Below are 11,650 nucleotides of genomic sequence, written 5' to 3' on the forward strand. Positions count from 1 at the left end.
GAACCTTAGTCCTCTTACTTAAACAGTTTATTCTGAGCATCTGCTACAACCTGAGCCAGACTTGTCTGACGAAGTTGGTTCTCCATAGCTGCTTGAACATCGAACAACTTTTGGTCCAAGACCGCATGGATATTCGCACCAATTGGGCAATTAGGATTTGGATTGTCATGGAAACTAAAGAGCTTGCCGGATTTTCCTAAACACTCTACAGCTTGGTAGACATCCAACAAACTGATCTCTTGAAGGTCTTTTATTATCTCAGTTCCTCCCGTACCACGAGCAACTGAGATCAACCCTGCTTTTTTGAGTTGCGATAAAGTCTTACGGATAATGACTGGATTGACTCCGACACTGGCCGCAAGAAAATCGCTGGTTACTTTACTTTCTGTATCCTGCATTGCAATAATAATCATCATATGAGTCGCAATTGTAAATCGGCTTGAAATTTGCATCTTCTTCTCCTTTCATTGATATTTTATTCATCTTTTCCCGTATAAACATTATACCTTATTTGCTTATCCTGTCAAATATTAACGAATGATTACCTTCTCCATGCAAAAAGTCCTGTATCCCTCTTGACAACCAGAACGGTAGAGGGCATACAAAGACTTATTTTTTATGCAATTTTACGGACAATCCCTTTTGTTTTATGACTTGACCAAACCGAGCTGATAGACGCCCCAGCACCAACTAAGGTAAACACAGCTAACATAGCTAGATTATAAAAATAATTTTTTGGGAAATCACCGTTAAAGATTAATTCATTCACCGCTCGGAAAGCAAAGGCAAACTCAACCCCTAGTTTGGAAACGACTTCCATCGCCAAATCAATTTGATTCACTAGAAAGACAGTAATCACCATCCAAATAGAGGAAATTACAATCCCCTTTCGAGATATCTTTCTTCCAAGGATTTCATATCCTTTAATGGTACAAATCCCCAGAACAATACCTGCTACCATAGCTACATAACCTAGGCGTGCGATGAATAGAGCAACTGCTCCACCAATCAAGGCTCCTAGCAAGGCACCAACTGCTCCAAGAAGAACATTTTCCTTTTGATTTTGATAAGAATCCACCTCAATCTGAAGATTGCTCTTTAGCAATTGATAGCTTTCCTCGTTGATAAGGAAAATTGAATCACCTAATTGATAGAGACCAACGGGACCCTCCTGACCGCTATAGGCACAGACTTGGACGAAATGATGGATTTCAAGGAATGCTACGAGGTCTGTTATGAGCGTCTGTAACTTTTCGATTGTTTTTGATTTGCGCATGGCACCTTTTACGACAAAAGAAACAAGGTACTGGTTGATGGACAAGGTCGACAAGTTTGGAAGAGATTCACTCTTAAACTCATCCCAAACCAATTCGTTTTCTTCTGAATCCGCAGGATTGCCATTTAAACTCACACTGACACAAAGTCGAAACTGATTTTTCACATCAGTTTCTTGCAGGAAAAGTAAATAACCTGACTGCGTGCCATAAATACTACGCGAATCTTCGTCAAATTGCAAGCCCAACTCCGAGGCAATAGCGTGTAACTCTTCTGGTTTCATTATCTGTCTCCTCTTATTTTGAATATCAATTAGTATGAGATTCAAATTAGTTATATTCCGTTATTCTAACATAAATTTGAGAAGCCGTCAATTCGTATCCAGTTCGACTTATCGGAAAACAACAGTCACTAGACTATCTGATTTCAAGCTAGAAGTCCTCTTAAAACCAATCTTTCTTGTCTCTTTCCATCCAGAGTTCAACATCCTGATCATAACCTTCTTGTTCACTAATCTGACCTAACAATTCGTGATTATGAGTATGGTGAATCCCATTTACCAAACTTTCATAGTAGACCTGAAAATAGGGGAGCTTCAAATCCTTAGCCAACTGCAATTCAGCTTCTACATCATAATCCACACGACGAAAATCAACATCAGACAAACCTGCTTCATCAAACTCTAAAATCATATACTGAGCACGCAAGTCCTTACGCAACTTCGCATCTAGAAAGAAAGGTTGTCCAATGGAACCTGGATTAAGAATCAACTGTCCATCACTTCCGTAACGAAGCAACTGTTGATGAATATGGCCATATACTGCGATAGAGGCGTGTGGATTCGTCACCAATCTATCAAAATCTTCTTGCTTTCCCATATGAATCAACTCTCTACCCCAGTTTTTATCAGGGAGATGGTGAGTGATTCCTACCATCAAATCACCAAACTGACGATGAACTTGCATGGGTTGATTATTGAGATCTTCGATTTCTTCAGGGCTGACCTCCTCTAAGATGTACTGACTTTGACGCAGGAGATAACGATGACTCGCTTTTGTAGGATCTAACTTGCGATGCAGGCCTCGCCAGAGACTATTCTCCCAATTTCCCAGAACTCTTACTGTAATAGGCAAACTTGCTAAGAGGTCCAATATCCTTCTACGTCCTGTTCCTGGCATCAGAATATCCCCTAAAAGCCAGTATTGGTCTACCTCTGCTGCTTTAGCATCAGTCAGAACAGCTTCCAAAGCTGTCGTATTTCCATGTATGTCTGAAAGAACTGCTATTTTGGTCATTCTTTCTCCTCATTCTCTCTTACTTCTTTTGTTAGTATTATAGCAGAAAACACTCGAAAAGATCACTATCACTGATCACTGGATTAAATTGTAAGAGCCTCCAAATCGTGCTATAATATAAGTAGAGATTTCCCCTTCATTTAGGATTATGTTGTATACAATATCTCTCAATTTTTCCAGATTGGAGGACTATTGCCATGTGGAATTATCTTAAGTATATCCCATACTACCTTGTCACTTTCTTTTTTTACTGGCCCCTCTATGAGCTATTCTCACTACTCATCTCTGACCCATATACACTGAAGGGACTGTACATTTACAACATCATCCTCTTTTCACCTCTGGTAACCTTTATCGTATCGCTACTTTATAGCTATCGATTTCATTTCTCACTTTGGTGGCTACTCGGTATTGGTCTGCTCTATTGCTTTACCATCATCACCTTTGGCGAGTTCATCCTGCTTTACTTCCTAGCCTATGAGCTCTTTGCCCTACTTGGCTTGGCTGCTGGTGTGGGGATCAAGCATCTCTTCCAGAGAGCGAAAAACAAAAAAATTATACAAAAACCTTGAAAATTCTCGCAATCATGCTATAATAATGCATAGAGACAAGTCACTTAGTCCCTTTCTACTAGAGAGTGCGTGGTTGCTGGAAACGCATAGAAAGCCTAAACTGATACTACTCTACTGACTTTTATGCAAACATAAAACGGTGGCCACGTTAAAGCCAATCATAGGTGTCCCTCTTTTTTGAGGAACATAAATGAAGGTGGAACCACGTTGCGACGTCCTTTTAGGATGTCGTTTTTTGTTTGGAGAGTATTAACGACAAAGTTAAGATGAAATTTAGCCAAGAGCTGAAATGAGGTGATAGATTTGAAGAAAATATTATCTTGGATGATCACTTGTACCTTCCTTTTACTCTATGTCTGGCTAATGAATACGCTCAGTCTATGGGGGACGGAAAATATTGTCGTCTTTTCATTTTTTCTACTCATTCCTCTCTTACCATTCCTTGCCCCTTTTCTTGGTATCTTAATGTTTTTCAACAACAAGAAACTCATTATAACAGGATATCTTTTCAGTTTAACAGCTGGTATCTATTTGGTCAATGCGATAAAAAGCTATCCAATATGGATATACATGAGAGGTGAGATGACTCAGGAGGAATACCTGTCTCTCATTCTTTCCTTGGTATGCTATCTATGTATTTCTACGCTTTTCTTTATTTTCAGACTGAAAAAGTTAAAATGAAATTGATTTAGCAAATCGACTGCTATTATTCTTTGTTGATATCTAGTTTCCCACTTCTTCAAACCTCAGTTATAAAATATGATTAATTTTTAAGGAGAAAACCATGATTAAGATTACTTTCCCAGATGGCGCTGTTCGTGAATTCGAATCTGGCGTTACTACTTTTGAAATTGCCCAATCTATCAGCAATTCTCTAGCTAAAAAAGCTCTCGCTGGTAAATTCAACGGCAAACTCATCGACACGACTCGTGCTATCACTGAAGATGGAAGCATCGAAATCGTGACACCTGATCACGAAGATGCCCTTCCAATCTTGCGCCACTCAGCTGCCCACTTGTTCGCCCAAGCAGCTCGTCGCCTTTTCCCAGACATTCACTTGGGAGTTGGTCCAGCTATTGAAGATGGTTTCTACTATGATACGGACAATCAGGCTGGTCAAATCTCCAACGAAGACCTGCCTCGTATCGAAGAAGAAATGCAAAAGATCGTTAAAGAAAACTTCCCATCTATTCGTGAGGAAGTAACCAAAGATGAAGCGCGTGAAATCTTCAAAAACGACCCTTACAAGTTGGAATTGATTGAAGAACACTCTGAAGACGAGGGTGGTTTGACCATCTACCGTCAAGGTGAATACGTGGACCTCTGCCGTGGACCTCACGTTCCATCAACAGGCCGTATCCAAATCTTCCACCTTCTTCATGTAGCAGGTGCATACTGGCGTGGAAATAGCGACAACGCGATGATGCAACGTATCTACGGTACAGCTTGGTTTGACAAGAAAGACTTGAAAAACTACCTTCAAATGCGTGAAGAAGCTAAGGAACGTGACCACCGTAAACTTGGTAAAGAGCTTGACCTCTTCATGATTTCTCAAGAAGTTGGTCAAGGACTTCCATTCTGGTTGCCAAACGGTGCGACTATCCGTCGTGAATTGGAACGCTACATCGTCGACAAAGAGTTGGCTTCTGGCTATCAACACGTTTACACTCCACCACTTGCTTCTGTAGAGCTTTACAAGACTTCTGGCCACTGGGATCATTACCAAGAAGATATGTTCCCAACCATGGACATGGGGGACGGGGAAGAATTTGTTCTTCGTCCAATGAACTGCCCTCACCATATCCAAGTCTTCAAACACCATATTCACTCCTACCGTGAATTGCCAATCCGTATCGCTGAAATCGGTATGATGCACCGCTATGAAAAATCAGGTGCTTTGACTGGTCTTCAACGTGTGCGTGAGATGTCACTCAACGACGGTCACCTCTTTGTTACTCCAGAACAAATCCAAGAAGAATTCCAACGTGCCCTTCAGTTGATTATCGATGTTTATGAAGACTTCAACTTGACTGAATACCGCTTCCGTCTCTCTCTTCGTGACCCTCAAGATACTCACAAGTACTTTGACAACGATGAGATGTGGGAAAATGCCCAAACCATGCTTCGTGCAGCACTTGATGAAATGGGTGTTGACTACTTTGAAGCTGAAGGTGAAGCAGCCTTCTACGGACCAAAATTGGATATCCAAGTTAAGACAGCTCTCGGAAAAGAAGAAACCCTTTCAACTATCCAGCTTGACTTCTTGCTCCCAGAACGCTTCGACCTCAAATATATCGGAGCTGACGGTGAAGAACACCGTCCAGTTATGATTCACCGTGGGGTTATTTCAACTATGGAACGCTTCACAGCTATCTTGATTGAGAACTACAAGGGTGCCTTCCCAACATGGCTTGCACCACACCAAGTAACTCTCATCCCTGTTTCTAACGAAAAACACGTGGACTACGCATGGGAAGTGGCTAAGAAACTCCGTGACCGTGGTGTCCGTGCAGATGTAGATGAGCGCAATGAAAAAATGCAGTTCAAGATCCGTGCTTCTCAAACCAGCAAGATTCCTTACCAATTGATCGTTGGGGACAAGGAAATGGAAGACGGAACAGTCAATGTTCGTCGCTACGGCCAAAAAGAAACACAAACTGTCTCAGTCGATGACTTTGTTCAAGCTATCCTTACTGATATTGCCAACAAATCACGCGTTGAGAAATAATACTCTTCGAAAATCAAATTCAAACCACGTCAACGTCGCCTTGCCGTACTCAAGTACAGCCTGCGGCTAGTTTCCTAGTTTGCTCTTTGATTTTCATTGAGTATAAGAGCCTAGCATAAAAGCCTCCATTCGGAGGCTTTTTCTCATTTATGTTTACTCAATAACGAGCTTCACTTCAACGAATTTAATCCTTACTATCGTTCCTTTTCCGACCTCAGACTCGATGCGAATCTGGTGACCCAGTTCTTCAGAAATTTTCTTAGATAGATAAAGTCCAAGTCCAGATGACTGCTGGGTCAAACGCCCATTGTAGCCTGAAAAACCACGTTCAAAGACTCGGAGCACATCACTGTTTTTAATCCCAATCCCCGTATCCTTGATACAGAGCTCCTGACCTTCCATAGAAATCTCTAGCCCACCTTCCTTTGTGTACTTGAGACTGTTTGAAAGGATTTGTTCAATGACGACCAACAACCACTTCTTATCGGTCACGATGGTTTGATCAAGGTCATGCAGATTGACTGTCAGGCCCTTTTGGATAAAGAAAATTGCGTACTTGCGAACCATCTCCTTGATCAAGTCCTCCACTTGAACCTGTTCAAATACCAAGTCATCGTGGAAGCTCTCTAAACGTAGGTACTGCAAAACCAGGTTGGTATAGGAGTCAATCTTGAAAATTTCCTGTTCCAGCTGCTGCTTGACCTCCCGATCAGAGACTTCTGCTACTAAAAGGCGACTAGCCGCAATAGGGGTCTTGATTTGGTGAACCCACAAGGTGTAGTAGTCAAGCAAATCCGTCAGCTTGCTCTGCGCTTCCGACTTCTTTTGATACAATTCAGATTCACGCTCTTCGAGCTTTTCTGCCAGCGCACATTCCAGAGGAGACTTGGGATCTCGCTCAGCATAGAGTATTTCCTGCCGGTAAACCTGAGCTTCTGCAAATATATCCCAAGCCAAAAATAAGAAGGTCAAAAAACTACTTAGCAGAAAGAAATAAAGAAAATAAGTTCCTAGACTAGCAAATAAAAACTGAAAGAGAAGGACGAGAAAGCCTAATGAAAAAATATAGGTAAAAACGCGACTGCGAGAACGCAGATAGGCTAGAAAAAATGATTTCCAATCAAGCATGTTTCAGTCCGTAACCTATCCCTTTCTTGGTTTCGATAAAGCCAGCTAATCCTTGTTCCTCAAGCTTTTTGCGCAAACGAGCCACATTAACAGACAGGGTATTGTCATCGATAAAAAAGTCGCTGTTCCAGAGTTCCCGCATCAGGTCATCACGCGCCACGATATTGCCCGCATGCTCAAACAAGACTCGTAAAATCTGAAATTCATTCTTGGTCAAACTCAGAACTTCCCCCTGATAGTGCAGGTCCATAGACTTGGTATTGAGGATCACACCCGCATACTCCAGCAGACTTTCATCCCGCCCAAATTCATAGGAACGGCGCAACAAGCCCTGAACCTTGGCAAGGAGCACCTGCTGGTCAAAAGGCTTGGTCACAAAGTCATCTGCCCCCATATTGATCGCCATGACGATATCCATCGCCTGATCTCTCGAAGACAGAAACATGATGGGCACCTTAGAAATCTTACGAATCTCCTGACACCAGTGGTAACCATTAAAAAGAGGCAGACCAATATCCATGAGGACCAAATGAGGTTCTGACTGGACAAATAAGCTCAAGACTTCCATAAAGTCCTCTACCAAAACGACCTCAAAACCCCACTCAGAAAGCAGTTTTCCCACTTGTTGTCGAATAACTTGGTCATCTTCTACTAGTAAAATCTTGTGCATGCGCTCCTCCTTTGCTATTTCTCAAAGTATCAAAACCCTTCATATCAGATTTACGGATCAGTATCTCATACTGTTTAGCAGCCTATTTCCCAAATCCAGATCAGAAAACAGATGCTAAATAGAGAACATTCCCACTGATATCATACCTTATTTTTAACTATAGTTCCAGCCTTATCCTATATTTTCCTTTTTGTGCTCATTTTGTTAGCGTTTCTTTAACTTATTTAATAAATCTAGCCTTCTTATTGACAAGCTAGCCATGATTTGTTAGAATATGAATGAACAAATCAATTTATTCATTCATAAAACAAAGGAGGTCAAATCATATTGGACAAAAAACAAGCTCTAAAAACAGCAGCCTATGAAGTTTTTTCGAAAAAAGGTTACAAGGCAACAGGAATTTCAGAAATTGCTAGGCAAGCTGGTGTTGCAGTTGGTTCTTTTTATAACTATTACGAGAGTAAAGAAGCCATTTTTCTAGACATCTATATAGATGAAAACAACCGTGTTCGCCAAGCTATGATCGAAGAACTGGATTGGGAAATTGACATGATCGACCTCATTGGTCAACTATTTGCTCAGTCCAGAACTCTCGTTTCTTCCAATAAAATCCTTGCAGAATGGTACAATCCTGCCATCGCAGATGAGTTGCACAGCTACTATTCCTCGGAAGTAGGCAAAGTCGCAAATCCATTTCATCAGTTTTTAGTTAAAACTTTTACAAATCGTATGCAGGCTGAAGGGTACTCGCCAGAAAAGATTCAAGATATTTTACAAGTTTACAACCTATTTTACTACATGGATATGCATATCACGGAAAAAGATTTTCCAGATATTGGCAAAACTGTTGAAATACTTGCAACCAACTTCATAAAAGGAGTTCTAAAATAAAGAAAATGGTTTTCTTTATTTTTTAAAAAGATATGAATGAATTATTTTATAGTTCATTCATAAAATTAAGAACAGGAGTCATAAAAAATGAAAAGAGGTAAAAAAATGTTTATTATCATTCTATCAACACTTGGAGCGCTATGTATTATAACTTGGGGTGCCATCGCTTTTCTTGGACGAAGCCAGACATTATCGATAAAATCCATCGAAAACCCCAGCGGAGATCTATATTTAATTCATATCACAAAACCGAGTCATCAAATCTGGAAAGCTGGGGCTTATGCTAAGTTTACACTCCCTGATACCTCATCTACTGCTAGTAAATATGAAGCTACGGGAGAGCAAACCAGTCGATGGCTAACCATTGCCTCCACACCTGATGAAGATGAAATTCTCATTTTGACTCATAATAGTGGAAGCAACTTTAAGAACACCTTGACACATTTACCAGCTGGCAGTGAGATTGAGATGAGTTGGCTGGATTCCTCTTTGACTGTTAAAGATACGAATAAGCCACTAGTTTGCTTTGCATCTGATGTCGGCATTTCTGCTCTACGCCCCCTTATCAAAGAATGGGCTGGTAAATGTCCGATTATTCTCAACCATTTTGACAAAGGAGTTACTATTTTCGATAATGAGATGAAAGAACTGGCTCAAAAAACACCGAATTTTACTTATAAAACTAGCGAGGAACTTTCTCAAAGTCAAGAATTTTTAAAACGTGCTATTGATGAATACGGCAATCAAGCCAGCTATCTCATCACAGGTCAGCCTGATGATGTAAATGAGATGAAGAATTTTTTAAAGGAAAATGGGATTGATAGCAAAAACATACAAGTAAGCTCGTTTAGAGGTTTGAAATAGGAGCAATCTATCTTCTATGTATTTCAATCAAACCCTACTAGGTCATTCTAACAAGCCCACTAGCTAATTCTAGGTAAATGTGGTAGGATAAACATAGAGAAAGGAGCTTTTATGGCTAATATTTTTGACTACTTAAATGATGTAGCATACGATTCCTTTTATGACCTCCCCGTGAATGAATTAGATGTTCTTGCCTTGACTGAATTAACCTACCTTGCTTTTGATGATGTAGTCACCCCAAAAAACCAGCGCCTCATAGATCTTGCACCTCAAATTCCTAGAGACACGACTATGCTGACCAATAAGAACCGTCTCCAATTGTTAGATCAGCTCGCTCAACACAAACGCTTTAAAAATTGCAAGCTCTCAGACTTTATCAACGATATTGATCCTGAATTGCAAAAACAGTTTGCAGCCATGACTTATCGTATCAGTCTCGATACCTATTTGCTTGTTTTTCGCGGAACGGATGACAGCATCATTGGTTGGAAAGAAGATTTCCATATGACCTATATGAAGGAAATCCCTGCTCAAAAACATGCCCTCCAGTATTTAGAGAACTTTTTTGCCCAACATCCTAACCAAAAGGTTATCCTAGCAGGACACTCAAAAGGAGGCAATCTAGCTGTCTATGCTGCCAGTCAACTTGATCCAAACTTGCAGAAAAACATTGTCGCTGTCTATACTTTTGATGCACCTGGGCTTCACAAGGAACTAACCGAAACACCTGGCTATCAAAACATGATGGAAAGAACGAAAGTATTTATCCCACAAGGTTCTATCATCGGGATGATGCTGGAAATTCCGGATAAAAAAATCGTCGTTCGAAGCACCGCCCTAGGTGGCCTTGCTCAGCACGACACCTTTAGTTGGCAGGTTGAAGACAAACACTTTGTCCAACTGGACGAGACCAATAGTGACAGCCAACAAGTCGATACCACCTTCAAGGAATGGGTTGAAACTGTCCCTGATACTGAACTGCAGCTCTACTTCGACCTCTTTTTTGGAATCATTCTTGATGCAGGCATCTCCTCTATCAACGATCTTTCTTCCTTCAAGGTCATTGAACACATTCACCATCTCTTTGTCCAAGCTCAATCCCTCACTCCCGAAGAAAGAGAAACCATGGGACGACTAACCCAACTCTTGATCGACACCCGCTACCAAGCTTGGAAAAATCGAGAATAGACAAAAACCAACTAACCTAATGGTTAGTTGGTTTTTTGTTTAAGAAACTAATGGATACTACTTAGAATCTCGAGTATAGAATTAGTCTTCTTTTTTCTTGCGAGACACAAGTCCAAATCCGCTCATCAAACCAAGTACTCCTAGAGTTGCCAAAGCTGCATGATCTTCCGTACCAGTATTAGGTAATTCTTTGGTTGCTTTAGTAGTTAGAGATTGCTCAGTCGGTTTTTGTTGAGGAGCAGTAACAACTTTTTCGTAGACATGTTCTGTGTCACCGTTTGGAAGTTTCTTAGTCTCTACGAAGCGGTAACCTGGAATATCTTTCTTCGGTTGTTGGCCGTCTTCGGTTGGATGTCCTGGAATGTCATTGCCTTCCTTATCCTTGTGACTGGTCTTCACTTTTTCGTAGACATGTTCTGTGTCGCCGTTTGGAAGTTTCTTAGTCTCTACGAAGCGGTAACCTGGAATATCTTTCTTCGGTTGTTGGCCGTCTTCGGTTGGATGTCCTGGAATTTCATTGCCTTCCTTATCCTTGTGACTAGTCTTAACCTTCTCATAAACGTGTTCTGTGTCACCGTTTGGAAGTTTCTTGGTCTCTACGAAGCGGTAGCCTGGAATATCTTTCTTCGGTTGTTGGCCGTCTTCGCTTGGATAACCTGGAATTTCGTTCCCTTCCTTATCCTTGTGACTGGTCTTAACCTTCTCATAAACGTGTTCTGTGTCGCCGTTTGGCAGTTTCTTCGTCTCTACGAAGCGGTAGCCTGGAATATCTTTCTTCGGTTGTTGGCCGTCTTCGGTTGGGTGGCCTGGAATTTCATTGCCTTCCTTATCCTTATGACTAGTCTTAACCTTCTCATAAACATGTTCTGTGTCGCCGTTTGGAAGTTTCTTCGTCTCTACGAAGCGGTAGCCTGGAATATCCTTCTTAGGTTGTTCACCGTCTTCGGTTGGATGTCCTGGAATTTCATTGCCTTCCTTATCCTTATGACTGGTCTTAACCTTCTCATAAACATGTTCTGTGTCGCCNTTTGGAAGTTTC

Annotated in this window: 12 protein-coding genes; 6 read left to right on the forward strand and 6 right to left on the reverse strand. The window is 41.1% G+C overall.

The features are described 5' to 3' along the window. Positions 1-14: 14 nt before the first annotated feature. The 3 genes from D8863_RS06245 to D8863_RS06255 form a co-directional block, all read right to left on the reverse strand. Entirely contained in the window at positions 15-452 is a 438-nt protein-coding gene (locus D8863_RS06245; RefSeq protein WP_125421373.1) for an Rrf2 family transcriptional regulator, read from the reverse strand. 164 nt (positions 453-616) lie between these two features. Continuing rightward, positions 617-1,558 carry a hypothetical protein gene (locus tag D8863_RS06250; RefSeq protein ID WP_125441401.1) on the reverse strand — a complete coding sequence of 314 codons (942 nt, stop codon included), beginning with the start codon at positions 1,556-1,558 and terminating at the stop codon, positions 617-619. A gap of 160 nt (positions 1,559-1,718) precedes the next feature. Continuing rightward, positions 1,719-2,570, reverse strand: a complete 852-nt coding sequence (locus D8863_RS06255; RefSeq protein WP_125441402.1) for a metallophosphoesterase family protein — start codon at positions 2,568-2,570, stop codon at positions 1,719-1,721. Between the two features lie 197 nt (positions 2,571-2,767). Between D8863_RS06255 and D8863_RS06260 the strand changes: the two genes are divergently transcribed. The 3 genes from D8863_RS06260 (at position 2,768) to thrS (ending at position 5,870) form a co-directional block, all read left to right on the forward strand. Then, the gene (locus D8863_RS06260; protein WP_125441403.1) at positions 2,768-3,142 is read left to right on the forward strand and encodes a hypothetical protein; all 375 of its coding nucleotides are present in this window, start codon (positions 2,768-2,770) and stop codon (positions 3,140-3,142) included. A gap of 324 nt (positions 3,143-3,466) precedes the next feature. Next, entirely contained in the window at positions 3,467-3,823 is a 357-nt protein-coding gene (locus tag D8863_RS11215) for a hypothetical protein (RefSeq protein ID WP_049490306.1), read from the forward strand. A 103-nt stretch (positions 3,824-3,926) separates the two neighbouring features. Continuing rightward, a complete protein-coding gene (thrS, locus tag D8863_RS06275; RefSeq protein ID WP_125441404.1) occupies positions 3,927-5,870 on the forward strand; it encodes a threonine--tRNA ligase in 1,944 nt (647 codons plus the stop codon). A 153-nt stretch (positions 5,871-6,023) separates the two neighbouring features. Here thrS and D8863_RS06285 read toward each other — a convergent pair whose 3' ends face one another. Further along, entirely contained in the window at positions 6,024-6,998 is a 975-nt protein-coding gene (locus tag D8863_RS06285; protein WP_125441405.1) for a sensor histidine kinase, read from the reverse strand. Further along, positions 6,991-7,668, reverse strand: coding sequence for a response regulator transcription factor (locus D8863_RS06290; RefSeq protein ID WP_000548981.1), 678 nt, complete (start codon positions 7,666-7,668; stop codon positions 6,991-6,993). The genes D8863_RS06285 and D8863_RS06290 overlap by 8 nt, the downstream gene beginning before the upstream one ends. 327 nt (positions 7,669-7,995) lie before the next feature. Between D8863_RS06290 and D8863_RS06295 the strand changes: the two genes are divergently transcribed. The 3 genes from D8863_RS06295 (at position 7,996) to D8863_RS06305 (ending at position 10,611) form a co-directional block, all read left to right on the forward strand. Further along, positions 7,996-8,559, forward strand: coding sequence for a TetR/AcrR family transcriptional regulator (locus D8863_RS06295; RefSeq protein WP_185761457.1), 564 nt, complete (start codon positions 7,996-7,998; stop codon positions 8,557-8,559). 87 nt (positions 8,560-8,646) lie between these two features. Continuing rightward, positions 8,647-9,423 (forward strand): ferredoxin reductase domain-containing protein, encoded by a 777-nt coding sequence (locus tag D8863_RS06300; protein ID WP_125441406.1) that lies wholly within the window; start codon positions 8,647-8,649, stop codon positions 9,421-9,423. Positions 9,424-9,534: 111 nt separating this feature from the next. Continuing rightward, on the forward strand, positions 9,535-10,611 hold the full coding sequence (locus tag D8863_RS06305; protein ID WP_125441407.1) for a DUF2974 domain-containing protein: 1,077 nt from the start codon (positions 9,535-9,537) through the stop codon (positions 10,609-10,611). Between the two features lie 81 nt (positions 10,612-10,692). On the opposite strand, the gene D8863_RS06310 is transcribed toward D8863_RS06305, so the two are convergent. Further along, positions 10,693-11,650: MucBP domain-containing protein (locus D8863_RS06310; RefSeq protein ID WP_125441408.1), on the reverse strand; the 958-nt coding region annotated here is incomplete at its 5' end.

The organism is Streptococcus oralis (assembly GCF_003943825.1).
Lineage (GTDB): Bacteria > Bacillota > Bacilli > Lactobacillales > Streptococcaceae > Streptococcus > Streptococcus oralis_CD.

Bases quoted from the DNA above. Each gene is read 5' to 3' on its own strand.
- D8863_RS11215 (WP_049490306.1), top strand. From the start codon at position 3,467: ATGATCACTTGTACCTTCCTTTTACTCTATGTCTGGCTAATGAATACG.
- D8863_RS06250 (WP_125441401.1), bottom strand. From the start codon at position 1,558: ATGAAACCAGAAGAGTTACACGCTATTGCCTCGGAGTTGGGCTTGCAA.
- D8863_RS06305 (WP_125441407.1), top strand. From the start codon at position 9,535: ATGGCTAATATTTTTGACTACTTAAATGATGTAGCATACGATTCCTTT.
- D8863_RS06245 (WP_125421373.1), bottom strand. From the start codon at position 452: ATGCAAATTTCAAGCCGATTTACAATTGCGACTCATATGATGATTATT.
- D8863_RS06290 (WP_000548981.1), bottom strand. From the start codon at position 7,668: ATGCACAAGATTTTACTAGTAGAAGATGACCAAGTTATTCGACAACAA.
- thrS (WP_125441404.1), top strand. From the start codon at position 3,927: ATGATTAAGATTACTTTCCCAGATGGCGCTGTTCGTGAATTCGAATCT.
- D8863_RS06285 (WP_125441405.1), bottom strand. From the start codon at position 6,998: ATGCTTGATTGGAAATCATTTTTTCTAGCCTATCTGCGTTCTCGCAGT.
- D8863_RS06255 (WP_125441402.1), bottom strand. From the start codon at position 2,570: ATGACCAAAATAGCAGTTCTTTCAGACATACATGGAAATACGACAGCT.
- D8863_RS06260 (WP_125441403.1), top strand. From the start codon at position 2,768: ATGTGGAATTATCTTAAGTATATCCCATACTACCTTGTCACTTTCTTT.
- D8863_RS06300 (WP_125441406.1), top strand. From the start codon at position 8,647: ATGAAAAGAGGTAAAAAAATGTTTATTATCATTCTATCAACACTTGGA.